At 42.7% G+C, this 25946-nt stretch carries 19 protein-coding genes; 13 read left to right on the top strand and 6 right to left on the bottom strand.

Translation table 11 applies throughout. The features are described from left to right. The first annotated feature begins 141 nt into the window (after positions 1-141). The 4 genes from ACTJKG_RS11955 (at position 142) to ACTJKG_RS11940 (ending at position 5484) form a co-directional block, all read left to right on the top strand. Entirely contained in the window at positions 142-1107 is a 966-nt protein-coding gene (locus tag ACTJKG_RS11955) for a quinone oxidoreductase family protein (RefSeq protein WP_440739330.1), read from the top strand. A gap of 18 nt (positions 1108-1125) precedes the next feature. Continuing rightward, positions 1126-1449, top strand: coding sequence for a hypothetical protein (locus ACTJKG_RS11950; protein WP_440739329.1), 324 nt, complete (start codon positions 1126-1128; stop codon positions 1447-1449). Between the two features lie 250 nt (positions 1450-1699). Further along, positions 1700-4831 carry an AsmA family protein gene (locus ACTJKG_RS11945; protein ID WP_440739328.1) on the top strand — a complete coding sequence of 1044 codons (3132 nt, stop codon included), beginning with the start codon at positions 1700-1702 and terminating at the stop codon, positions 4829-4831. Positions 4832-4863: 32 nt separating this feature from the next. Further along, entirely contained in the window at positions 4864-5484 is a 621-nt protein-coding gene (locus ACTJKG_RS11940) for a DUF4304 domain-containing protein (protein ID WP_440739327.1), read from the top strand. Positions 5485-5508: 24 nt separating this feature from the next. Here the strand turns inward: ACTJKG_RS11940 and ACTJKG_RS11935 are convergent, their stop codons facing one another. Next, positions 5509-6468: a hypothetical protein gene (locus ACTJKG_RS11935; protein WP_440739326.1), complete on the bottom strand. Its 960-nt coding sequence runs from the start codon at positions 6466-6468 to the stop codon at positions 5509-5511. A 135-nt stretch (positions 6469-6603) separates the two neighbouring features. On the opposite strand from ACTJKG_RS11935, the gene ACTJKG_RS11930 reads away from it, so the two are divergent. Beyond that, positions 6604-7893 carry a DUF885 domain-containing protein gene (locus ACTJKG_RS11930; protein WP_440739325.1) on the top strand — a complete coding sequence of 430 codons (1290 nt, stop codon included), beginning with the start codon at positions 6604-6606 and terminating at the stop codon, positions 7891-7893. Positions 7894-8004: 111 nt separating this feature from the next. Here the strand turns inward: ACTJKG_RS11930 and ACTJKG_RS11925 are convergent, their stop codons facing one another. Beyond that, entirely contained in the window at positions 8005-9972 is a 1968-nt protein-coding gene (locus ACTJKG_RS11925) for a phosphatidylinositol-specific phospholipase C domain-containing protein (RefSeq protein WP_440739324.1), read from the bottom strand. A gap of 106 nt (positions 9973-10078) precedes the next feature. Between ACTJKG_RS11925 and ACTJKG_RS11920 the strand changes: the two genes are divergently transcribed. From ACTJKG_RS11920 to lysA, 5 genes are all read left to right on the top strand, one after another. Further along, complete coding sequence (locus ACTJKG_RS11920) at positions 10079-11539, top strand: hypothetical protein (protein ID WP_440739323.1); 1461 nt, start codon at positions 10079-10081, stop codon at positions 11537-11539. 282 nt (positions 11540-11821) lie between these two features. Then, positions 11822-13015 (top strand): BamA/TamA family outer membrane protein, encoded by a 1194-nt coding sequence (locus ACTJKG_RS11915; RefSeq protein ID WP_172334854.1) that lies wholly within the window; start codon positions 11822-11824, stop codon positions 13013-13015. Positions 13016-13091: 76 nt separating this feature from the next. After that, positions 13092-14555, top strand: coding sequence for a S41 family peptidase (locus tag ACTJKG_RS11910; RefSeq protein WP_440739322.1), 1464 nt, complete (start codon positions 13092-13094; stop codon positions 14553-14555). A 128-nt stretch (positions 14556-14683) separates the two neighbouring features. After that, positions 14684-15994, top strand: coding sequence for an aspartate kinase (locus tag ACTJKG_RS11905; protein ID WP_440739321.1), 1311 nt, complete (start codon positions 14684-14686; stop codon positions 15992-15994). Positions 15995-16055: 61 nt separating this feature from the next. Beyond that, positions 16056-17225 carry a diaminopimelate decarboxylase gene (lysA, locus tag ACTJKG_RS11900; RefSeq protein ID WP_440739320.1) on the top strand — a complete coding sequence of 390 codons (1170 nt, stop codon included), beginning with the start codon at positions 16056-16058 and terminating at the stop codon, positions 17223-17225. A 106-nt stretch (positions 17226-17331) separates the two neighbouring features. On the opposite strand, the gene ACTJKG_RS11895 is transcribed toward lysA, so the two are convergent. Next, positions 17332-17985 (bottom strand): HAD family hydrolase, encoded by a 654-nt coding sequence (locus ACTJKG_RS11895; RefSeq protein ID WP_440739319.1) that lies wholly within the window; start codon positions 17983-17985, stop codon positions 17332-17334. 202 nt (positions 17986-18187) lie between these two features. Between ACTJKG_RS11895 and ACTJKG_RS11890 the strand changes: the two genes are divergently transcribed. Beyond that, entirely contained in the window at positions 18188-18382 is a 195-nt protein-coding gene (locus tag ACTJKG_RS11890) for a cold-shock protein (protein WP_166089472.1), read from the top strand. Between the two features lie 657 nt (positions 18383-19039). Continuing rightward, positions 19040-19438, top strand: coding sequence for a YtxH domain-containing protein (locus ACTJKG_RS11885; protein WP_172334849.1), 399 nt, complete (start codon positions 19040-19042; stop codon positions 19436-19438). A gap of 237 nt (positions 19439-19675) precedes the next feature. On the opposite strand, the gene ACTJKG_RS11880 is transcribed toward ACTJKG_RS11885, so the two are convergent. After that, positions 19676-21553 (bottom strand): M1 family metallopeptidase, encoded by a 1878-nt coding sequence (locus ACTJKG_RS11880; protein ID WP_440739318.1) that lies wholly within the window; start codon positions 21551-21553, stop codon positions 19676-19678. A gap of 472 nt (positions 21554-22025) precedes the next feature. Next, complete coding sequence (locus ACTJKG_RS11875) at positions 22026-22532, bottom strand: DUF892 family protein (RefSeq protein WP_172334847.1); 507 nt, start codon at positions 22530-22532, stop codon at positions 22026-22028. Between the two features lie 143 nt (positions 22533-22675). Between ACTJKG_RS11875 and ACTJKG_RS11870 the strand changes: the two genes are divergently transcribed. Next, on the top strand, positions 22676-23623 hold the full coding sequence (locus tag ACTJKG_RS11870) for a Smr/MutS family protein (protein WP_440739317.1): 948 nt from the start codon (positions 22676-22678) through the stop codon (positions 23621-23623). A 427-nt stretch (positions 23624-24050) separates the two neighbouring features. On the opposite strand, the gene ACTJKG_RS11865 is transcribed toward ACTJKG_RS11870, so the two are convergent. Next, positions 24051-25919, bottom strand: coding sequence for a tetratricopeptide repeat-containing sensor histidine kinase (locus ACTJKG_RS11865; protein ID WP_172334845.1), 1869 nt, complete (start codon positions 25917-25919; stop codon positions 24051-24053). Positions 25920-25946 lie beyond the last annotated feature (27 nt).

The following is a 25946-nucleotide window of genomic DNA, read 5'->3' as shown; positions in this document are numbered from 1 at the left end:
GATAACCGAAATTTTATCTGTAAATTAAATGTTACGTTCGGCGGAGTAGGAGGCTGTTAAAAATATCATGCTATTGTCTGTTTATGTTGAATTACCTGCCATGTTAAATAGGTGACCCGAAAAAGATGGATATTAGATGATATGAAAGCACTAACATTTTCCACATTTGGCGATCCCGGGGTTCTTCAATATCTGGATATTGCCCCGCCTGTATTAAAAGCAGGAGATATACTGGTTGAGATGAAAGCCATCGGGCTTAATTTTTCCGATACCGAGCGGCGTAAGGGGAATTACCATCTATTGGGCAAGCCGCCCTACATCGCGGGTTATGAGGGCGCCGGTATAGTAGCCGATAATAATGGGCATCCCGATTTTAAACCGGGCGACAGGGTAAGCTTTGGCGATGTACCCTTTGCTAATGCCGAGCTGGTTGCCGTACCTGTCACCCATGCTATCCCTTTACCTGCCGAAATAAGCTTTGAGACCGCCGCCGCTATACTTTTACAAGGTATGACCGCCCATTACCTGGCAACGGATAGCTATCCGGTTAAACCCGGCGAAACTGTACTGTTACATGCCATAGCCGGAGGCGTTGGCCAGTTGCTTACACAAATATGCAAACTGCTGGGCGCAAAGGTTATTGGGCTTACCTCCTCAGAAGCTAAAAGAACAACCGCCCTGGCAGCAGGGGCCGATGCTGTTTTTTTATATCAGGATAACTGGAAAGAAAAGGTACTGGATTATACGGGCGGCAAAGGTGTAGATGTGACTTATGACAGCGTAGCAAAAACCTTGAATGACAGCCTGGAGATAACCCGCACGTTGGGCACCGTAGTGCTGTATGGTAAAGCAGGCGGTTTGCCCGAGCCCCCGCCATCTTTAGAGTTATTGATGGATCGCTCACAAACCATTACCGGCGGTGATCTTTGGAGTTACCTGGATTCGAAAGAAGAGCGAATTAAACGGTCAGGTGTATTATTTAACTGGATAACCTCGGGGCAACTGGTATTGCAGGTTCCTAAAGCCTTTAAACTGGCCTATGGCAAACTGGCTCACGAGTATATGGAAAGCAAACAGAGCACCGGGAAGATCATTTTAATTCCGTAATCAAACAATATAAATTAAATGAAACAGCCCGAAGATGATTTTATAATAACCGTTACAGCGGAATTTGTAAAAGTTGAACATCCGGAACGTGAAACAGAAACCTTGTTCTGGAACGACCTGGAAGCCATATTGCTCATCAATACCGATTCGGGGCCCTGGTTGCCGGATATATGGTTAACATTAGCAGGGAATGATAGCGGTTGCATAATCCCACATGGTACTAAGGGATTTGAGCAGGTATATGATATTGTCTCGAAATATAAAGGATTTGATTTTGAAAACGTTACCCGCTCTATGACGAGTACCGACAACGCCGAGTTTTTACTCTGGACTAAGCCATAATTGACTGTTAAAATATCCCTGCCCCCCGGGGCTCTTAAAAAGAGCCCCGTATTGGGGACAAGGAACTTATAGTACCGACATTATACAATACGTTGAAAAAAGTGTATTCGATACACCGGTTGAATAATTTTTATGTATTTAATCATCAGTTAAAACATTTTACCAATAAAGCTTAATAATAATTTTACCCACCGCATTTGGCTTTTATCCTTATCTTCATGGCTCCTTATCAGCAATTACTTTTATGCCGATGCCAATCAAAAAAATCATATTTAAAACACTTAAAATAAGTGGAATAACACTGGTAGGTCTACTGGCGTTGATGTTTCTCTTGCCGTATCTTTTTCCACAGACCATAACTAACAAGATCAAGCAATGGGCCGGTGGCAGTATCAACGGCAAACTGAATTTTACCAGCACGCGCTTGTCGTTCTTTAAAAGATTTCCGGCGCTTACCCTTACGTTAAATGATTTTTTGTTAGACGGCAGCGCGCCTTTCCAGAATGATACGCTGGTGGCAGCCAAAGAAGTTTCGCTGGCGATAGATCTTTCGTCGGTATTTAAAAGCAAAATCAATATAAATAAAATATACCTGAGCCAGGCGCTTATCAATATTAAGGTGGATAGCAGCGGTAAAGCCAACTATAACGTATACCAATCAAAAGGCAGCAAGCCCGCTAACGCGGCCGATACCAGCAGCGCTTCATTGGGGATTGAACAAATTCTGATTGAAAAAAGCCGCTTGGTGTATGATGATAAGTCGGTGCCGATGCAAATTGAGGCCAGCGATTTTAACTATAAAGGCAGCGGCGATCTGAGCAAAGATATTTTTGATCTGTCAAGCCATATCGCGGCGGCATCTGTCGATTTTGTTTACGGTGGCAAAAGCTACGTTCACCATAAAAAAGTAAATGCCGACCTGGTCACCAGTATCAATACCAAATCATTGGCTTTTGCCTTTCAGAAAAACGACTTGCTCATTAATAAGCTCCCGGTTAAGTTTAAAGGCCGGTTCGAGTTCCTGAAGGAGGGCTATGATATGGATTTCAGGATCACATCAGACCAAAATGACCTGGGTGATATTTTTACCGCCCTGCCTGCCGAGTACGAAAAATATGTAGACAATATGGATATCAGCGGTAACGGTAACATACAGATTGCGCTTACCGGTAAATACATCGCCTCCAAAAACATCATGCCCGATTTTACTTTCAATATGAAGGTACGTGATGGCGCCGTAGTGAACAAAAGCACGCCAGAGCCGGTAAAAAACCTGTTCATCAATATGGATGCAAGGCTGCCTGGCCTCAATCCGGACAGTTTGAACCTCAATGTCGATTCGATCTATTTTAACATCGGTAAAGATTATTTTGGCTCGGTGATCAAAGTAAAAGGTATCAAAGAACCGCAGATCTTCGCTAAGATCAATACCGAGGTTGACCTGCAAAAATGGAACCGTGCCTTTGGCGTTAAAGCAGTTGATTTGAAAGGACGATATTCGCTGCACTTGCTGGCCGAGGGTAAATACGCCAAAGGACTGAAAAGAACAGGCGGGTTACGACCAAAGACAGAAACGGTGATCACCAGCATCCCTAAATTTACCTTGCACTCTGCATTTACCGATGGGTATATCAAATACGCCAACTTGCCCGAAGCGCTAAAAAATATCAGCTTCAATCTGAATGCCGCCTGCCCCGATCATGACATAGCCCATGCTACTCTGCAGGTAGATAACCTGAATGCCATTGCGCTAAATAATTATATCAAAGGATATCTGAAACTAAGCAACACTGCCGGGGCTATGATCGATGCGGGGCTTCAAACCAAATTCCATCTGAGCGATGTGAAACAATTTTTACCTGCCGATAGCGGTATGGACGTACGCGGCGACCTGGATGCAAACCTGCAAATTAAAGGCAGGTACATTCCCGAACGTGGGATATTCCCGGTTACCGATGCCAAATTGGAGCTGAAAAATGGTTATGTACAAACCAAATATTACCCGCACCCGGTGCAGGATATACAGGTGAGCGCGGATATCACTAACAATACCAGCTCATTAAAAGGCTTGAAAGTGAATATCAAACCCGTATCCTTTAACTTTGAAGGGCAGCCTTTTATGCTGAAGGCAGATCTGCACAATTTTGATGATCTTAACTATCGTGTAGCCTCACGCGGGCAGTTGGATATTGGCAAAATATATAAAGTTTTCGCTGTAAAAGGCTATGATGTAAAAGGCTTTATCAGTACCAATTTTTCCTTAAAGGGTAAACAAAGCGATGCTCTTGCAGGCAGATATAACCTGTTGGCTAACTCCGGCACCATGAAAGTGAAGGATGTTACACTGCGGTCTGAATTATTCCCCAAGCCTTTCCTCATCAAAAACGGCCTGTTCAGCTTTAATCAGGATAAGATGAAGTTTGACCAGTTTACGGCCAATTACGGTAAATCTGTTATCGTTTTGAACGGTGCGCTGTCCAACGCGATAGATTATGCCGTTAAACCGAATTCGGTTTTGAAGGGACAGTTTAATCTGCAAAGTGATTTGATCATAGCCGATGATTTTATGGCCTTCGCGGGAACTCCGGCATCGGCTAAACCTAAACCTACACCTACCAAATCAAACGGGGTTATACTGGTACCTGCTAACCTCGATCTTGATTTTATCGCCAATGTAAAAAAAGTAAAATACATGGGGCTGGACATTAGCGATGCCAAGGGACAAATGAGCATCAGCAAGGGGCAGATCATCCTGAAACAAACCGGTTTTACCCTGATAGGCGCACCTGTGGTTATGGATGCTGCTTATGGCAGCACCACACCGCAAAAAGCCTACTTTGATTACCACATCAATGCAAAAGAATTTGATATCCAGCGTGCTTACAAAGAAGTAAAAATGTTTCATGATATGGCTTCATCAGCCGCGCATGTGCAGGGTATTGTATCGTTAGATTATAAGCTGAATGGCAAACTGAACGGTGATATGAAACCGATTTACCCCTCCATAAAAGGCGGTGGTGTACTTTCTGTAAAGAAGGTAAAACTATATGGCTTTAAATTGTTCAGCGCGGTAGGTAAACAAACCGGGCACGACAGTCTGGCCAAGGGCGATGTATCCAAAGTGGACATCAAAAGTACCATCGCCAATAATATAATGACCATTGAACGCACCAAAATGCGTATGGCCGGTTTCAGGCCGCGGTTTGAAGGCCAGGTAAGCCTGGATGGCAAACTAAACTTGCAATTCAGGCTGGGACTACCGCCATTCGGCATATTCGGCATCCCGATGACCATCACCGGTACCCAGGAAAACCCCAAAATAAAAATGGGCAAAGCCAAGAAGGAAGATGAGCTGAAGGAAACGGCTGACGACGATAAGTAAATCCTCAATATATTCATGTTAATTAAATAACAATGAAGACAATAGCCGAAACTAAATTTGATAGAATAGCTAAGGAAGCCTATCATCTCACTTTAAAGCCATTAGGATTTAAGAGAAACGGGAATAACTTTTATATAGCTGAAACGACTGATGGTATTGGAAAAGTAATCAACCTTCAAAAGTACCACCTTGGAAGAAAAGAGAATATATCATTCACCGTTAATGTAGGAATATTTTCGCCATTATTTTGGAATGGTTATTATGGTGGTTTCAGAGACGAATTTCCGACCTATCCTAAGGAAGTACTCAGTGTTATACGGAGGCGTATTGGAAATTTAATGAATACCAGGGATATGTGGTACAGGATTAATGCCGATACGGATATAGAACCTCTAATAGTAGAACACAAACACAATCTTTTAGAATTTATTCTACCATTTTTTAACCGGATAAATACAAACGATGATATTTTAACAGAGCTTGAAATTGGGCGGCCTTATGACATACCTTTTTGGGGTAAACTTGTTATGTACGCCGAATTGAAGAAATTTAAGGAAGCACAGGCAGAATATACACGGCTATTCAGTAAACAGGGGCCTGACGGTCCTAATTCGATTATAGTGGCGCTCGGTAAAAAATATAATTTGAAGTGATGAAAAAATCCGGTTCAGACAAATTCACCACGTCGGGTTAAACTTTACCCAATAAATATCATCACTGCCGTTTCCCGATTCGTTTAATTGTACCTTGATCTGCTCATAGGTTTTACCGCTTTTGTTAAGCATTTGCGGGTTTAATCGTTTGCTGGTAAACAAGAGATATTTTTTGTCCCAGGTTACAAATGGGCAATAGTCAAGCGTGGTAGTATTGATGGGTACGGGCAATCGTTTTACCGGGAGCCAGTTACCAGCTTTATCTTTCTGGCTGATATACATATCCCCGCGACCCATATCATCCGGTCGGCCGTAGGATGAAAGCAGGATAAATTGCTCATCAGGATCAACAAAGGCATTAAATTCATCGTATTTGGTGTTGATATCTTCGGGCAGGCTTTCCGGTTTGCTGTATCCGGTTGGTGTGGCTTTAAAAAGTACAATATCCTCATCGCCTTTACCATAATCTGCCTCTACAGTTATGTATAAGTTGCCGCTGCGGGTAATGCTGGGATAAAACTCATTTTTGGCTGTATTTACACCAGGGCCCAGGTTTTCGGGTTTACCCCAGGTGCCGTTACCGGTTCGTTTAACCCGCCATATATCAAAATCTTTGCGGGCACCGGTATCCAGCAAGGGCCTGTCTGATGAAAAATAGATCCATTGCCCATCCGGAGAAAACGCGGCTTCATGATCATTGTCGCGGCCCGAGAAAGAGGCTACTTCCGGTTTACCCCACTGGTTATTTTTTTTAACCAGGTGCAAAATAACACTGCCTACTATACGCGGCTGCTCCAGGGTGAAAAAGATCTCATCGCCTTTGGGCGATATGGTAAAATCACGATTGCTCAGGCCGTCACTTAATAATCCTTTAGCAAAAATGCTGGGTGTATCAGTGGGCAATGCTGCATCAGGGTAAGTTACCTGGGCAATGGTTTTACCTGCTATCAGTGTAAAAGCCAGAAGGGTGATGAGTTTGTACATCAGGTGCTTAGGTTTGGTTTATATCAAATATAATGTTTACCGGGCTGTAAATCCTCACCCTATCAGGGTGATTTAGAAGTACCTGCAAATAATTAAGCCGATGTAACAAAGGAGGCGATTGCTTATCAAAATATTATGAAGACCTTTATAGCCACTATCAGCCTTTTTGTACTTTCTTTATTCCATACCAGCGAGCAACAAAATTTCGATGCTTTTTCCAGCAAGTTTGCGAGTGGTTATAAAGCCCTCAACCTGCCAGAGCTCGACCTGAGTTATGTAACCGGGCTGGAACGTATCGGTTCGGCGGATGCTTTACAAAAACAACTCAAGTTTTTCAAATCGGTACAGGCCGAACTCGCCATTTATAAACCCGTAGAGCTAAGCCCCTCCCAAAAAACAGATTACGCGCTGATTGCCTATGAAACCAAACTCAACCTGGAACATATAGCTTTAGAGCAGGATTGGCTTAAGCATAAACCGGCGCAAATACCAGCAGGTGGCATCATCACCATACCCAATGGCAAGGCCTGGTACGCGTATTTATTAAAACGTTGGGTTGACGCCGACGTTACGCCCGATCAGATTTACCAGTTCGGTTTGTCCGAAGTTACGCGTGTACAAAAACATATAGAAGCCGTGAGGGTGCAAACCGGTTTAAGTGAAGATGCGTTTTACAAGCATTTAAATGATTCTTCCTTTTTTGAAAAAGATACAATTAAGGTACAGGAGGCGTTTGAACATACCAAGGCCATTGTATATGCCAACTTGCCCAAACTTTTTAACGACACAAATATCCCGCCGCTAAAAATAGAAAAAGGAGCCGCCAAGCAGCTGGCACAAACACCGGGCTATTATAATGACAATATTTTTTACTATAACCTTTTTGATAAGCCTTACAATAAGCGGCAGTTCGATTGGCTTTTTATTCATGAGGCTGTACCAGGGCACCATTATCAGCTAAGTATAGTGGCACAGACAAAAACATCCGAAGTGCAAAAACTCTTTTTTTACGCGGGTTTGGCCGAAGGCTGGGCCGCTTATACCGAAGAACTGGGCAAACAGTTAGGTGCATACCAAACACCCTATGACGAAATGGGCAAATGGGAGTGGGACATTGTACGCTCTGTACGTGTACCGCTTGATGTTGGATTAAACTATTACGGCTGGACCGATGCCCAGGCCCTGGCTTTCTGGAAAAAGAACATCCGTAACCAGGATGATATAGCTCAGCGCGAAATAGCCCGCATGAGGCGCTGGCCCGCACAGGTGGTGAGCTATAAATACGGCGCACTGCAAATACTGCACTGGAAAGAAGAATTGCAAAAGAAACAGGGTAAGAATTTTAATATCAAAGATTTTCATTCCCGGGTATTGGATCATGGCTCACTGCCACTGTTTCTGGTGAAGGGGAATGTGTTTGGGTAGATTGATAATGAGTGTTGAAAGGAGGGTGTCATGTTGAATCTGTCAAAACACGGTGGGCAGGCCTTTACGCACGAGTCTTCGACAAGCTCAGACTGACAGGTCTTTGTAGTGTTAATTATAAACCGCCGTGCCGTTCAATTCAATACAATAATCGGTTATCCAGGGTCCGGCTACGTCGACGTATAGAATATTGGGTTTATTGTTTTTGTTGATGGTGCCCGTGCTTATCCATTCGTTAACTTTGGCCGGCAGGTATTTGTTGCCTGCTGTGGCCATATCGATGATGCTTTTGTTTTTCTTGATCACATTGGTAAGCAGCATCAGGCCATTGATTACCGGGTCTACATTCTCATTCTGGAAATCGTTACATACCAGGGCGGCTTCGTCGCTGCTTTGGGTCAGTTGCCAGTCGAGGCGTATCAGGTCGTTGTTACTCACTCCGCTTTTCATTGAGGTGAAAAACAGCTCCTCTTTGGTTAATAATTTATTGACCTGGTTGGTGGCGGCATAGGCCCTACGGATGTTCAGGAACGTTTTGCTTTTATCGGCCATGGAGTTGGAGTCGATGAGTTTATCGGCGCTGGCATATTGTTCAAAGGTTACGATCACCTTGCCAGCCAGCTGGTTTAGTTTGATCTGATCGATGCTTTTGAATTGGTTATTAAAAATATGCTCCTTACCCAGAATGCTGAAAATATAATCGGCCACCTCATCTGTAGAAGCTTCTTTCGGACAAAAATGACTGAAAGTTAAAATGACGAACTCTTTTTTATTCCGACTAAGGAAGTTTTTAACAGAGTCGAGGATATCCTTAAAACGTTCGCCGTAGCCGCCGCCCATAGCCTCTGCCATACAATCTGATGAGCTATGTTTGGTGTAAATGCTGTTTTTAAATGCCCCCACCCGCAGGTCAAACATCCGGATGCCCGCGTTAAGCTGTTGACCTACATTTAGTTTTTGCGTAAGCGTATTGCAGTTATTGATAGAACCGGCCTGCTTGCCACCGGTACCATTTAATGCCGACATGCCCGCGTCGTGCGAGCCGGGGATCACGATATCTTTAAGCGTCAGCTCACCTTTATTGGGAAAAAGTGTATCCTCCATCCAGCGTGCCGGGTTGTAGGTGGTAAAAAAGCTCAGGTACAGTTTTTGGTTGGCGCCAATAAAAGCCATGGCAAACTTTTTATCGTCTATCTTGCAAACGGCAACCGGGTAGGCTGTTTTGAAATAATTAGGTAAGGGGTGCCCGGTTAATGATCTGGCCTGTTCGTCGCCGGTAGCATAGTATACGTTGTTATCCTTTTTAGTGTCTTTCCAGATATAGAACAAACGTGTAGTATTAAATACATGGTAAATAGCCGGCGATACCTTGGTTTTTGAACCGGATACCGGCGACTGATCCGTCCATGTTTGGGTACTGGTATTCAGATCGGTATAGTAAATGCCCTGATCGTTATAATAACAAAGCCTTACCGTGTTGTTGGAGAGGGTAACTATAAACGGATATTCAGCGCTTTTTTTATTGGGTACGGTTTGTAGTACAGCCGGTTTAAGCATGCCCTTATCATCAGCATCAATAAAGGCCACAACCATATCGTTTTTATTGGCCGCGTGTGAGGCGATCATGATACGGCCGTTCACCACTGTTGCTGTAATGCCTGACCGTAATTTGGGCGAATTTTGAAAATTCACGGTGCCAATAGCCTGCGTATTGAACGTAGTATCACTGTTATTGATCATGTATTTTAACGAGCCATCGGTACCCAGCCATAAAACGTAGATATGATTGTTCGTCACCCTTAAAACCGGTGCGAAGGCGCTCTTTTCTGTGCCGGATGTCGCATCTTTTGCTAAAAGGCGGATGTCGTGATGTTTACCTACATAACATACGTGGATACTACCACTTGGGCCCGCCTCTTTCCAGGTAACAAAATAATTGCCTTTAAAGCTGGTAATATCAATAGCTTTATCGGTACGGGCCGCAGGTAAAAAGTTAACAGGTTGGCTAAAGCTCAGGTTTTGGGCTTGTGAAAAAATGAAAAAGCAAAGTAGTGTTAAGGTAAGCGTTATAAACTTCATAAGAAACCTTTAAACGAACCGTGGGGGCAAAATAGTTTAACAATAGCAACCAATATTTTCCCCGTAGGTTGAATTTATAATATTTTTACGCCAAATACATACCCCTATGTTAAAAACCTTTATCATTTTTTTCTGCTTATTATTTTTGCTTCAAGGAGTTAGAGCTCAGGATGCTAACTATTGGTCGTCCAATTATAATCCTGCCGGCTTCTTAACACCTGGTGCTGTAATTGCTTTTAACCGCGACAGCGGGGTGATGTTTTTGAACCCGGCCTTGCTGGCTTATAGCAATAAAACTACGGCATCTATTAGTGGGTCAATTTATCAATACAGCAATATCCGCACAAAAAATGGTGCCGGAACCGGGCTCAATCTTAACTCAAGCTCGGCTGCTATAATTCCGCAAATAGTATCTGCCACTATTTCATTCAAAGGAAAAAAGCCTTTTACATTGGGCTATGCCCTTATCCACAATCCGGTGATGAACTACCAGGTTACACAACAGCGGGATGCCAAATTCAATGTACTCAATGATTCGTATAGTCCGGGAGATGAGTCGTTTTTGGGACAAGTAAAAAAACAGAGCTCTATTAATGAAACCACCGGAATTATAAGCGGGGGTTTTAAAATAGCCGATCATTGGGCCTTGGGTTTATGGGCTGAGGGACAACTGCGTAAACAAACCGGCGATTATGATGCCAGCTCAAGAGCGCTTATCAATGTAAATACCAATACGGGCTTTTTACCTTTAAGTTTATCAGAACAATCATACCTGGCATCGTATTATCAAGTTGGCTTGCGGTTTAAAACCGGTCTTGCATACGATGAGGATCGACATCATTTTGGCCTCACCATAACATCGCCGTTGATGCATATAGCCAGTAGGGCAAACATACTGAGCGATAACGCGGTGAATAACCTGATTATACCCAGCGATGATCCGGCAAGTCCTGGCAGTAAGGATACGATCAACTTCCTCATCAATTCCAGGCAGCAGAAGTTGAAGGCTATTTATAAAATGCCTTTAAGCATTGGTTTTGGTTATGCCTATGATTATGAGAAAGGACAAATTTATTTTGCCGCCGAGTATTTTGCCAAAGTGAACGAATATAGCATTATAAGTCCACGGGATGTTGACGCGGTAAAGGGTGAGGTGCCCATCCGGATCTCGGCTCAATCAGATCTGCGACTTAAAGATGTAAGACGGTCTGTTATTAATTTCGGGTTTGGAGCAAGCTATCTGCTCCGGCCCGATGTAACCGGTTTTGTATCCTTACATACCGATTTTAACTATGCCAATAATGATCTGTATAAAGATGATAATGGATCGTCGGGCAATATCGCCTATTACAATATTTATCATTGCCAGCTTGGGGCTAATTTAAAGCGGCGCAAGTTTAATTTCAGGGCAGGGCTGTTATTGTCATACGGTACAACCAATAAATATTTGCAGGATATTAATTTTGATAATCCCAATGAAAATAATTTACTGGCCGGTGATCCCGTAACTACGCATACTTCTCATTTTTCGGCGGGCTTATTATTAACCTACATCCACAATTTATAGTGCGCGGCGTAGGTAAAACAAGCTTTGAATAATTTAATTATCAAACATTTTGAGGATTGTTGGGTTTAGAAATTGGTTTAACTGATCACAACAGATCTATTAGTAATTGAGAATTAAATATTTATCATCCTGAAAACACAACATATAACAAAGCGAAGGTTTTATTTAGCGTTTAATATTTTAATACTGGTACTATGGGCAGGCTTGACTAATAATGTCAGCGCCCAGGTTGCCGGTGCCGATTCTTTAAAAAAAGATTCCTTGCGGAAACAGGCCTTGACAATGCGAAGCAAGGAAGCAGCAACGCTTTCTAAACAATATGATATAGGCGATTTGGCAAATGCAATTCTTCATCCGCATAAAAAGCCCGATTCTGTTCTGAAAAAATCATCGGGTATTACCATTATTCCCAATGTGGCGGCAAATCCCACTATCGGTTCGCAGATCGGGATCAAGGCAGTGGCTGGTCGTAAATTAGGGAACGACCCCAATACGCTGTTGTCTGTAGCGGCTACATCAGCTTCTATCACTACCAAGGGTATTATTTATTTTTATGTGAACCATAACGTTTACACGCCAGGCAATAAATGGAATTTTCAGGGTAGCCTTGTTGCCGCTAAAACCGTTACACCCGACTTTGGCCTGGGTATTGGCCGGCAGAATGTAGAAGGAAGTGAAGCAGATAAAATACTGGCCGATCCGCAGCGCAAAGTGTATACGCTTAAATCGCTGTATTTTAATTTCAGGGAAAAGGTGTATAAAGAAATTCAGAAAGGCCTTTTTGTTGGGGCGGGGGTATCCTTTGATATCCGGCGGAATATTGAAGCCAAAGATACTACCAATAAGTTAACCCCATCCCGTATCTATAACGAACAACATGGACTTCCGCAGGACCGTTACTCGGCAAACGGGCTGCTTTTTAACGTGCAGTATACTACACGCGATAACCAGAACCGGGCCTATAAGGGTATTTATGTAGATGCCGGTTTTCGGGTTAATCAAACCTGGATAGGCAGTACCAAAAACGCGGTACAGTTTACCACCGATTTCAGGAAGTATTTCAGTTTGTCCGAAAGCCATCCCGAGCATGTAATCGCGTTCTGGAACTGGGGTTCCTACTTGCTTGGTGGTACATTGCCTTACCTGGAGGTTCCGGGCACTGCGCGCGATGGCAGTTTCCGCAGCGGCAGGGGCTATACATCTACTTATTTCAAAGGCACCCAGTATAACTACTCCGAAGTGGAATACCGTTTCCCGATACTCCGGAATGGTTTTGTAAGCGGGGTTACTTTCTTCAATATGCAAACCGCCAATGATGAGCTGGGCACCAAACTATTTCAGGTGTGGCAGCCAGGTGGTGGCGGTGGTTTACGGGTGCTGTTTAACAAGGCTACGCGTACCAACCTGTGCCTGGATTATGCCTGGGGTAAATACGGTTCCAAGGGCTTCTTCCTGGGACTGAATGAGGCGTTTTAAAGCCCGCTTAAGCAACAAAGTTTTTACTTAGCGTACTTGAGATAATATCTATTTTTATAGGTAAACCCCATCTCAATTGAAACGCTTAAAAAATGGCTTGCTGATAATTCTGCTACTCCTGGCAGGAAAGGTAAGCGCGCAGATAGATACCACGTATACACCCTCAAAAACCTATACGCAAACGCAGTTGGTTGACGACCTTACATTTTTGAAAAATGTATTGATAGAAGCACACGCCAGCTTGTACCGTTACCAAAGCAAAGCTGCTTTGGATAGTGCTTTTATAAACGCCGCCGCAATGATTAATAAACCCATGACCGAAATTGAATTTTGGCGGGTATTGCAGCCGGTTATTGCCGGTATTCGTTCGGGGCATACGGGTTTATTTTATTCGAGAGCCTATATCAACTGGCAAAATAAATACCCGGTTGATCATCTGACTCCTTTTCTGACGGTTCAGGATGGTAAATTACTTTTACGGATAAAAAGTGCTAAAGACACATCCAAACGCTACATTTTGACAGTAAAAAGTATAGATGGTTTACCATCAGATCAGATCATTACCACCTTGAAAAAATATGTATCGGGTGAGGATTTAAGTGAACAGTGGACCGATTATCAACTGCAGGGTGTTGGTTTTAGCTCGGTATATGGGAATGTGTTTGGCTATAAACCGGTTTATGATCTGGAGGTAATGGATACTTTAAACAGAAACAGTACCCTGCACCTGAAAGCGTTTCATGCCAAACGTACTATGGGAGCCGATCAGATCAAAGAACTACTTGAAAAAACAAAGGATGAGCTTAACAAGGTGGTATCCGTTGATTACCCGACAGCTGTACCATCTACAGCGGTATTAAAGATCAAGGGATTCTCTTATTTTAATTATTACCAGGGTTTTCATGAACAGTTTTTTAAACGGATGCAAGATGATAAGATCAAAAACCTGGTGATTGATATTCGGGGTAATACTGGTGGACTTCCTGTTGTTGGTGGCGATTTGATGCGTTATCTGATTAAAAACGAATTTACCCAGATAGAAGCTGCGCAAATACCGGTTAACAAGATCACTTTTAATGATTATATACTGCATGATGCCGGAAATGATCAGCCCCAGAAAACCACGGATAAAGTGCAGCCTTATAATTATAGCTGGCGCCAGCTCCCCAAATTATATCCAGCCGCTGAGTATCATTTTGATAAAAATATTTATTTACTTGTAGATAAGGGAACGTTTTCTGCAGCGAGCATATTTGCTGCCAGTCTGAAAAATCAATGTAAAGTAACCGTTATCGGCGAAGAGACAGGTGGGGCCGAGGCAGGCTCCGATGGCGGCTTTTCGACCATCAGACTACCTAATAGCGGCTTGTTGCTCCATTTGCCGCGGTATTGGGAAAGCACCACAGCCAGCGATCATCACTCCAAACATGGCTTAATACCAGATATTGTTGTTAAAAATTATATTACTGCGGAAAAGCATGATGCCGTAATGGAAAAGGTAAAAGAGTTGATATTGTCTTCATTAAATAAAGCCAAGTAAAGGCCCTTATTTAATTGAGATTAATTTGCCTCGAATATAGGCTATAAGTATTTTAAAATCTTATTTTTAGCGCCTCAAATACCGGTACCTTTTTTTGCCGGTATGCAATAGAACATACAAGCTAAAAAATGAAAGTTTTAAAATTTGGCGGAACATCGGTGGGTAGCCCCGCGCGTATGAAAAATCTGCTCGACATCATTAATCCCACTGAAAGGCAGATTGTTGTGCTTTCGGCAGTATCAGGCACCACCAACAGCCTGGTTGAAATTGGACAGGCTTATCTCACAGGCGATAAGCAAAAGGCCATTACCCTCATTAAGCTGCTGAAGGATAAGTACGAACTGTTTATCAAGGAACTGTTTACTGATGACGAATTTTTAAAACAAGGCAAAGAGGTTATCGATTACCATTTTTCGGTACTCAGCAACCTGGCTAATGATCTGTTTACCACTATCGAAGATAAGATCATCCTGGCTCAAGGCGAATTATTGTCGACCACGCTGTACCATGTTTACCTGAAACAAATAGGTGTGCCATCGGTACTGTTACCTGCGCTTGATTTTATGAAGATAGATGAGGATAACGAACCTGTTGTTGACCACATTACCGAGAAATTAACTCCGTTGCTGGATAAATACCCGCAAGTAAACCTGTTCATTACCCAAGGCTTCATTTGTCGCAACGCCTTTGGCGAGGTTGATAATCTGCGCCGTGGTGGCAGTGATTATACCGCATCCCTGATAGGCGCGGGTATCCGCAGCGAAGAGGTACAGATATGGACAGATATCGACGGCATGCACAACAACGATCCGCGTATTGTGAAGGGTACTCAGCCCATTGCCCAGCTGTCATTTGATGAAGCTGCCGAACTGGCTTACTTTGGTGCTAAGATATTGCATCCGCAGAGCGTGTTCCCGGCACAAAAATATAAGATCCCGGTGCGTTTGCTCAATACCATGGATCCGCAGGCAAAGGGTACGCTCATCACCAATACCAGCGAGAAGGACAAGATCAAATCCATCGCTGCCAAGGATGGCATTACGGCCATCAAGATCCAGTCAAGCCGGATGCTATTGGCGCATGGTTTTTTGCGTAAAGTTTTCGAAGTATTTGAGCGGTACAAAACTTCTATCGATATGATCACCACCTCGGAAGTGGCCGTATCTTTAACTATTGATGACACCACCTACCTGGGCGATATCACCACCGAGCTGAACGCTTTTGGTTCGGTTGAGTTGGATGTAAACCATACCATTATTTGCGTGGTAGGCGATTTTGGCGCCGAAAAGCACGGCTATGCGGCAAGGGTACTGGAAGCCGTAAAACATATCCCGCTGAGGATGATATCCTATGGCGGCAGCGACCATAACCTGTCGCTACTGGTAAAAACCGAAGATAAAATAGAGACTTTGAGGAGCCTGCACAACAGGTTGTTTTGATTTCGGATTTAGTTTCTTCGCATATTTTTGACTTTTTAATTTTGATTTTTGACTTAAAATAATGTTCAATACAGATATAATAAATAAATTCCAAGGTTTAGATACACCATTCTACTACTATGATCTGGAGGTATTGCGCCAAACGCTTACCGCGGCCCGCGATGCTTCGGCTAAGCATGGGTTTCATGTGCACTACGCGATGAAGGCCAACTTTAATCCGCGGGTGCTGGAGATGATCCAGTCTTTTGGTTTTGGGGCCGATTGTGTGAGCGGTAACGAGGTAAGGGCAGCTATCGACCGTGGTTTTGACAAAGGCAAGATCGTGTTTGCCGGCGTAGGTAAATCAGACAGAGAAATAAACCTGGGGCTGGATACTGATATCTTTTGTTTCAATGTAGAGTCGGTACAGGAGCTGAATATCATTGATGGCCTGGCCGCTGCCAAAGGCAAAAGAGCCAAGGTAGCTATCCGCATCAACCCAAATGTGGATGCGCATACCCATCATTTTATCACCACGGGTCTTGACGAGAATAAATTCGGCATCAATATATGGCAACTGCCCGACGTGGCCACCGCTTTGCGCCAATGCAAAAATCTGGAATTTTTAGGTATCCATTTCCATATTGGTTCGCAAATTACCGATCTGGAAGTATACAAAAACCTGTGTACCCGCATCAACGAAATGCAGGATTGGTTCGAGGATCATGGCTTCCCGGTTAAAGTATTGAATACAGGTGGCGGTCTTGGTGTAGATTATTATAATCCCGATGGTAACATAGCCGATTTTGAAAACTATTTCCAGGTGTTCAAGAATTTCCTGAACGTAAAACCCGGTCAGGAAGTGCATTTTGAATTAGGTCGCGCACTGGTAGCCCAAAGCGCATCGCTCATATCACGGGTACTATACGTGAAGAACGGCCTAAAGAAAAACTTCCTGGTACTGGATGCCGGCATGACCGAACTGATGCGCCCCATGCTTTACCAGGCTTATCATCAGATAGAGAATATAAGTAGACAAGACCATGGACCATCGACCATGGACTATGGACAAATAAAATACGACGTGGTTGGTCCTATCTGCGAGAGCACGGATTGTTTTCAGAAGGATGTAGAATTCCCAGAATCATTCCGCGGTGACCTGATTGCCATACGTACCGCCGGGGCTTATGGCGAAGTAATGGCATCAGGCTATAACCTGCGCGATAGGGTAGGGAGTATATATTCGGAGTAAATAAGCTGAATTAAAACGGGGGCTGTCACCCTGAGCCTGTCGAAGGGCGTGCGCAGAGGCCTGCCCACCATGTTTCGACAAGCTCAGCATGACAGCCTTTTATATTTTATCCCAGCAGCTCCTCAAAATATTCATCTGTAAAATCGGCTGAGAAGTGTTGTACATTGGTCAGCCTTTCAAATTCATGTGGTTCGTGGGTAGTAGTGATCACTACGGCCCTCATGCCGGCATTGGCAGCCGCTTCGGCGCCTTTGGGTACATCTTCAAATACAGTACAATCAGTAGGATTTATATTAAGCAGGGCCGCTGCCTTTAAAAATGTTTCGGGATGCGGTTTGCTTAGCAATACATCATCGGCGCTTACAATGGCCTTAAAATAGTGCCTGATGTTAAGGTTATCCAACACAAAATCGATATTGAAAGGGATAGCTGCCGAGCCTATCGCCATGGGAATACCCCGCTGATAAGCGGCTTCTAAAAACTCCGGTAAGCCGGGCAAAAGGGCCAGGTGCGGTAAAAATTCCTGCTGATATTTTTCTTCTTTCTCGTACGATAATTTGTTCATTTCTTCCAGTGTGAACCTCTCGGGGCCAAACATGCGTACCAGCACTTCGGGGTTTTTGCCATACATCTGCTGCTTCACTTCGTCCCAGGTAAAATTGCCGCCCAGCTGGCCATTTAATAAGGTTTGCCATGCTTTGGTGTGGTAGGGCATGTCATTAATCATGGTTCCGTTAAGATCGAAAATAAAGGCTTTCATGTACGTGAATTTTTTTTTGGCAAACATACCCATTTTGAAAATTAACCAGGGAACGGGAGCATTCATGTGGCGGTAATTTTTTTTAGATGGTCTTATTGTCTGTAAATAAGATATTTAACTAATTGTGATGATAGTGGATTTACCCCATAGACTTGGGTTTCTGAAATATTGTTGTACCTTGCGGACTTTAATAAATAAAATAATGCAAAAAGAAGGAACAGTAAAATTTTTCAATGAAACAAAAGGTTTTGGTTTTATTACACCAACAGGTGGTGGTCAAGACATCTTTGTTCATTCAACAGGCCTGATCGACGAAATCCGTGAAAATGATAAAGTAGAGTTTGAAGTAGAGAACGGAAGAAAAGGCTTAAATGCGGTAAATGTAAAAGTTATTTAATTATAATATAACCATTAAGCATACAGGCATCCACTTAGTGGATGCCTTTTTTTGTGGGTAAAATTCTTTGTATCTATGGTGTTAAATTGAAATGCAAGTGGTAGTTTTATAATAACTAAATCTTATTTGTATGGTAAATGTAATAGCGGGAATCGTTAGGTTGATTTTATCACTCATATTTATAATATTTTCCGTTATCTCCTTTATTCAATTACACGAATTTCAAGATTATTCGTCAATGTCAGCTGGTTCCAAAAGCGGGGTTTTTATAGTTCTATTTCTGATCCTAAATTTTCCGACATATATGATCTTGAATGGCATCAGAGAAATAAACAACAACAGGATAAAGTTTAAATTCATGTATATTGTAGTTGCGATAACGGAAGCTATTATCACTTTAGTGTTTGTACGGGATTTTAAAAACGTAAGCCATATCTTATCAGTAAAACTAATAGCATTGCTGGTGATGCTATTATTAATGGCATATTTTCTAATTGGAGATTTTATAAATCTCTTTATAAGGAAAAATAAAACCAATCAGTAATTTATTTAGAGAGATTTAGTTCTTCTCAGGAAGCAAGGTTTAGCTGCTTGCAAAACTGGCATTGTTGTTGTTTATATCAACCCAGATTAAATCATCTAACTAAAAAATTGAACATGAAAGATCAAGCAAAAATTATAGCAGCACTTTTAGTAGGCGCGGCAGCTGGTGCCGCATTAGGTTTGTTACTGGCTCCTGAAAAGGGCGGAGACCTGAGAGAAGACATTGCCGATTATATCAATGATTTGGTTGGTACCGCTAAAAATAAAGCGCAATCAACAGCTCATGATATCAAAGAATATGGCAGCAATGCCGTTGACAGGGCAAAATCAAGGTTTAGCGGTACTGTTAGCGATTTGCGCGAGAGAGGCGAACACGTGGTTGACGCCGTAAAATCAAAGGTGCATGATGTAGCAGGTAAGGCAAAAGAAGCAGGTGAAGATGCTGTAAATGAAGCTAAAGCAAAAGTAAAAGATACTGCCGATAACTGGAACGATTCTGTACAGGGCGCATAATTTTTAGGACTACTATACCATAAAAAAAGCCCGGCAAACGCCGGGCTTTTTTTATGGTATAGCTATTTTAACAATAGTTGATAAAATATGAATGGAATAAAAACATAAACGAAGTAAAAAACACACGTTGTCATCTCGAACGAGGTACGAGGAGAGATCTTATGCGCCAGGACAGGCCTCTTGTATAAGATTTCTCCCTCCGGTCGAAATGACAACGTGTGTTTTTTCAACCAATGCTTAATTCTTCACCTCAAATTTATTGTTGCTTACATCTGCATCCATAAATATACCACCATCCAGTTCGGCCGATTTAATGGTTTTGGCGGTTTTGATGTTTACACTGATCTGTTTTTGGTTTTTCTCCCAAACACCTGGCGTTTGGTGTATGCTTTCGGTTGTGCCATCGGCATAAGTTATTTTTACATCAAACGGAACGGCAAAGCCGCCAATGTTTTTGATCGACGCGGTATAACCGCCATTTGCTTTGCTGATGTTTTGCAAGGCCAGGTCGATATAGTAGTTAGTAAAAAACCAGTTATTAAAAAACCAGTTCAGGTTACGGCCCGATACATTGCTCATGGAGTTAAAATAATCCCATGGAATAGGATGTTTGCCATGCCAGCGGTCCATATACCCGTGCAGCGATTTTTTAAACAGGGCATCGCCCAGCATATCTTTTAACGCGAAATAGCTTAAGGATGGTTTGCCATAGGAGTTATTACCATAGCCGCCCCTTAACTCGCTTGATGGGATTATAACGGGCAGATCTTCGGCTGTTGACACATCACCTATCCATCTTTCCACCCGGAAGCTCTTATAAAGGGCGTCAGCTTTTTCCTGGCCAACTTCGGCAGCGCCTATCAGGCGCTCAAAAGTAGTGGCCCAGCCTTCGTCCATAAAGGCGTAACGGCTTTCATTAATACCCATATAGAAAGGGAAATAAGTATGTGCTATCTCGTGATCCTGTACAAATTGCGAGAAGTGGATATCGGCGTTATGGCTATCGTTCACCATCATGGGGTATTCCATATCGGCAAAGCCCTGAAATGAGGTCATTTTAGGGAACGGATAAGGTACGCCTGGCCAGTTGCGTGATAGCCAGCTTAAGGAGTTGCGGCCATTTTGCACGGCATGATGAAAATCTTCGGCATTATCTAAAAACGCGGCCTGCATGCTGGCCCTGCGCTGGGTGGCATCGTCAACAATGGTACTGGCTGCATCCCAAACGTAATGATCGCTTATGCCAACGGCCATATCGCTGATGTCGTTTGCTTTCCATACCCAGGTATTGACGTCGTTTTGGGCGGTGATGTTTTTTGAGGCCAGGTCGGCGGCTGTGGCTACATGAATGGTGGAATCACTGGTCATGGATGCCTGCAAACGTTTGGCATACTCGGGCTGCAGCACCTGGTTGGGGTTTTGCAAAGTTCCGGTGGCCCAAACTATATAGTTTTTCGGCGCTTTTACCTGCAGTGTATAGTCGTTAAAGTCGTTATAAAACTCTTGGGCATCTAAAAACGGGAGCCTGTCCCAGCCATTATAATCGTCATAAACAGATACCCGTGGATAGAAGTATGCGAGGTAATACGTTGTGGAGTCGATCATCCCTTCACGGCCACTCTCTTTCGAGATCTGAAAATGCCATGCAATGTGCAGTTTAACCGAATCGTGCGGCATCAATGGTTTTAGTAAACCCACCATCTGGTTAGTAGAGGCTATGGCATTGTTTACCTTTTTAGCTTTTCCGTTGATCAGGAAGGTATCTATTTGCACGCCCGGAGTTAAATAATCGGGCTGGGCATTACCCATACGGGCGGCACCGGGTTTGTGAATGTTTAATATGAGTTTCATATTAAGCGATTTCAAGGTATCCGGGCTGTTATTGATGTAGGCGATCTCCTCAGTTCCCTTGATGTCGCGACTGGGTGGCAGGGCGGTAATGGTGATGTTGTACCGGCCATAATTTTGCCAGTAGTTTTTTCCGGGTTTACCGTCGGCGGCACGGGTGCCGTTTTTGTAGGCTTGTTGTATATCGCGCGGCATATACAAATTTTGCGCCTGCGCCTGTGCCAGCATCAGGCAGGCAAAGGCCGATAAAAGTAAAGATTTGATCATGTTGTTAGTTAATTCAAATGCAAATTAATGTAAATCAATTGATAATTAATAAGCGATTATCATGAATTTAATATGTGGGTATACATGACCTGTAAATGGGGCGGGACCCATTATTTATGATTTCGTAACAAATTTGTAACAAAGGTGAATTTCACACTAAATCGGTTGCGTGGGTGGGATATATTTTTTTACTTTGCTTAAGTTATTTTAATAGGGGTATTAAATAACTAATATTTGAGCCATTCGCCTTTGTGCGGATGGCTTTTTTTGTAATATCCAATTCATGTGGGATTAAATTGTCATGAATCTATTGAGTTGATCGTTTGAGGCCGTCAAAACTTATATAGGAGCCCCCACATAGCTAAGCATGTCAACCTTGTAAAGAGGGTAAAAATCAAAAAAATAGCGTCATTGCAAGCGTAGCGCGACAATGACGCGTGAAATAAGTTTATGTGTCTGCTTTCAGCTGCTTTCAGTTTTCTGTAAGGTATTCCTTCGATATCAGCATAAAAAGCTGGTCATTATCGATAGATTCATCGAAACATTCGGTAAGCAATTGTTTGGCGTCATCATAATTTAGCAATTTAGCCACCATCATGAGCATACGGCAGGAAGTGATGTTGATATGTTCCAGTAATTGCAGGTACATGATGAGGTCCATATCGCCCAGGATTGACATTGCCTGCTTTTCATCAAGGCAAAATTCATCCCTGATGATTGATTTGATGGGGTTGCAATTTTTGTCGGACGGGGTTTCGTTGATCAGTTTATATATTTCGTCCATTCGGGCTATCTGCTTTTTGATATCGTCCCAAAACTCCTGTATGGCTTGTTCCAGCGCAGTGAACGATGCCAGTTTGATCAGGTGTTCCAAATTATTGTCCAGGTAGCGCTTGCCAAAATATATGCGGTTAAGATTGTGTACAAATACCTGCTTTAACAAGCTGGTATCTAAAGGTTTGGTGTTTAAATTATCCATGATAAATTATAAGATAAGTGTGCTGCGGTAATTCAACTATGAAAAGGCCAAATTGTTTAGACTCAATGCAATATTACGTCACAATTTTATTTATATACCTATTTGCAGATATAAAGTAACTTTACAGCCAGACATATACAGTTATGAAATATAAATTGGGCGACTTTGTGCGCTTTGTTGACGAAAAAATGGAGGGCTTTGTAACCCGTATTATTGACGACCAGATGATAGGGGTTACCGGCGAGGATGAGTTTGAGATACCCGTGCTGGCCAGTAAGGTTACCTCGGTACATGGTTATGAACCTGCCGGGGCAAAAAAGGCCGCTACTGATAATGAAGCTACAATACCCGTGGGCGAATTTGAAAAAAAGGGGATCTATCTGGGTGTGGTTACCGATGCTAAAGCCAATTCTGTTGTGCATTTTCATTTGGTGAATACTACCTCGTTCCAATTGCTGGCGGCGCTCACCACCGAAAAGCAACAAGTGTTTAAAGGTGAATTTGCTGAAGTTGTAGCTCCGCAGTCGGCAGTGAAGATATACTCGGCTCAATTGGCCGATCTGCAATTGTGGCCCACCTTAATTTTTAACGTGATTTACAGCACTAAACAAAATATAGAACCACCTGTGCCAATGGCATTGCGCGAAAAATTTAAGGCTAAAGATTTTTCGACCACAAAAAAGCAGATCCCATTGTTAAAAGATGCCGGCTGGCTTATTCGCCTGGATGAACCCGACCTGGTGATCGACGCGCAAAAGCTGAAGGAAAGTTTTTTTAAATCGCCCGAAGAGAAAGTAGTATTGGATAAACCGGCCAATGAGGTGGACCTTCATATCGAAAAGTTGCGTGATGATCACCAGTTTTTGCAAAACAGCGAAATGCTGAACATACAACTGGCGCACTTTCATAAAACGCTTGATGCTGCCATCGTACATCAACTACCCGATATGGTATTTATCCATGGAGCCGGCAATGGTGTACTGCGCAACGAACTGCATAAAGCCTTGGGCAAGCACCCCAAAGTACAAACCTTTATGGATGCCCGTAAAGAAAAATTTGGCTACGGCGCTACTAGGGTGATATTAAAGTAGGTGATTTAGTTGCCAGTTTTGAATGGTGAGTTTGAAGTCAACAGAATAGAACTCCGCCATCACTCGGCTGGAGCCGAGCGACGGCGAAGTTTTTAAAAACTTACTACTCAAAACTGACACTCACCACTTATTTATTCCGTCCCCGCAGGGTCTCTCGGAGAGGACCCTGATGTTAAACCCGAGACTCAAAACTCTGAACTCAAAGCTCAAAATCTATTTATTCAGCTTATCAACCCGGTCAAAAAACTCGTTTTGTAATTTCAAGGTGGCCATATCAGCTTTTCATACTTTTTAAAGTTTTTAAAACAGCATAAAATCGCCTTTTAATTTGTTAAAGTCGATGTTTTTATATCAATTTTAAAGCTTTTTTAGGCCGTTTTTGCTCTGAAAAGTGTTAAAATTTAAGGTTTAAAAAGTTTTTGAGAGATTATTTCAAACTGGGTAGGGAGTAGCAAAACGCAGCGCCTTTTTGATTGCCATTTTCTACCCAGATGCGGCCGCTCATTTTTTCGATAAAATCTTTGCAGATCATCAGGGCTACGCCGGCACCCTTTTCTTTTTCGTTGCTGTAATGCATAGTAGCCTTGAAGTTGAATATCGAGGTCATTTTTTCCGGGGAAATGCCATTGCCCTCATCCAGTATACAAAGTGTAGTTTCGCCAGAGTGCGCCGATGCCGAAATGGATATTGTGGAATGACGGGGAGAAAACTTGATGGCGTTATGTATAAAGTTGCGGTGAATAAATTGTACAAGTTCTTTATCGGCATGTATCACAATATCGCTATCTATGTGGTTCAGGAATTTAAGCTGATATTCTCCCCCTATAAGGTCAAAAGGTTGCAGCGCCTCATCAATCAGTTCTTTTAGTTTTAGGGGTTGTGGCTCATAGCTAAAGCCAGAAAGCTGTTGTTTGATCCACTGCAAAATATTCTCGAATATTTCGAGCGAGATGGTAGAGGAATGTTCCATCGTATCAACCAGTTCCATCAGCTCATCGCGGGTTAAGGCGTCGGTATCTTTTAAAACCGCGGCCAAAGTTTTAAGTGTGCCTATCGGTTGTCTGAAATCATGAGCCAGGATAGATACCAGGCGGTTATTGAATTCATGGTCTATCTCCAGCTTTTCGTTACGTAACAGTACCGACCGATTGAGTGCTTCGAGTGTTCCCGCGTGTTTCTTTTTCAGGCGGTATAAACGATAAATGAAAAGTACGGTCACTACGGTTAGTAAAAAAAGTACACCCAATATAATGGCTACTATCTGCCGGTTTTTACTTCTGATGGTTATGGCCTCCAATTGTTGGTCTTTTAAGGCATAATCAATATAATCAAAACCCGAGGTATTGTTGAATTGCTCTTCATCCTCGTAGAGTTTAAGCAGTTTTTCGCCATAGTGCTGAACTTCGGGGAGTTGGTTACGGGATATGTATATATCGTATAGGTGCTTACCAAATATCTTTTGATACATATGATAGCCCCTTGCGTCAGCGATAGCGAGCCCTTGTTTGTAATGGGCAATTGCCTTAGCAGTATCCGTATTATTGTATAAGTCACCAAGGGTCTGGATAATATCGAGGCTCAGATAATTCAGGTTCATGGCGATACCTTCAGCGGCTGTTTTTTCCAGCAGGCTGATCCCTTTTTCGCGCTGCTTGTTCTTTAAATAAAGCTGTGCCTGTATCTGGTCGGTAACCAAAAGCGACCGGTGGTCATTATACTTAGTAGCTATTTGCCTGGCTTTAGTTAAGTAAATCGGGATGGAATCTTTTGGGATATGATTTTGATATAACAGTAAATAATCACAAAGCACAAGAGACATGATCGAATCCTTTTTGAGGTTATTGCCCAGGTTTATAGCTCTTTTGAATATTTGTATGGATTTTTTCTCTTCGTTGTTTTCACTAAAAACAAGACCAATATTCATGAGGGTCTGCACTACATTGGCTGAATCTTTTATAGTCATGTAATGATTATGGGCATCATTATAATAACGCAATGATAATTGAAGATTGCCCCTGAGGTCATAAACTATCCCAAGTGTGTTTAATGCATCGGCAATGCCCTGCCGGTATTTTAACCGCTCAGAAATGGCCCGGGCACGTTTAGCATAATAAAAGGTGCTGTCGAGATCACTTTCATACATTAATATTCCCAGGCGGTTAAGCGCATCGGCATATTTAATACTATCGGTAATATGGGGCAGGGTTTCTTTAATTTTAACAATATCCTTTACCTGACTATAACAACATATAGCGATAAACAATAAGGGTATAAAAAAGAAGACGCGTTTTGGCATTAAGCAGACATTATATTAACCAACCAC

Origin of the sequence: Mucilaginibacter sp. 22184 (genome assembly GCF_052045695.1) — a bacterium.
GTDB lineage: Bacteria > Bacteroidota > Bacteroidia > Sphingobacteriales > Sphingobacteriaceae > Mucilaginibacter.
This window is presented reverse-complemented; position numbering and strand designations above follow the sequence as displayed.